1 protein-coding gene is annotated in these 223 nt (G+C 57.4%); it reads right to left on the bottom strand.

Annotated features, from left to right (window positions below; genetic code table 11):
• A partial coding sequence (locus tag H9X91_RS14165) for an S-layer homology domain-containing protein (RefSeq protein WP_204805894.1) occupies positions 1 to 205 on the bottom strand: 205 nt, incomplete at its 3' end.
• Between the last annotated feature and the right edge of the window lie 18 nt (positions 206 to 223).

Raw genomic sequence — 223 nt, 5'->3', positions numbered from 1 at the left:
CCTGACGGGTCAGGGTGCCCTGGGGACGGAAATCACCATCGGAATAACCGTCGATGATCCCCATCTCGGACATGACGTTGACAGCTTCCTCATAGGCTTCGCCGCTGAGGTCGTCGCTGTCACCGAAGTCCTTGGCGCCGGCGCTGACGGTGACCAGGGACATGGTCATCACCAGAGCAAGCACCAGAGAAAGGAACTTCTTCATTCGGATTTCTCCTCCTTT

It is taken from the genome of Oscillibacter valericigenes (assembly GCF_016902445.1).
Lineage (GTDB): Bacteria > Bacillota > Clostridia > Oscillospirales > Oscillospiraceae > Oscillibacter > Oscillibacter avistercoris.
The sequence above is the reverse complement of the archived record's forward strand: the minus strand, read 5'-3'. Positions and strand labels throughout refer to the sequence as shown.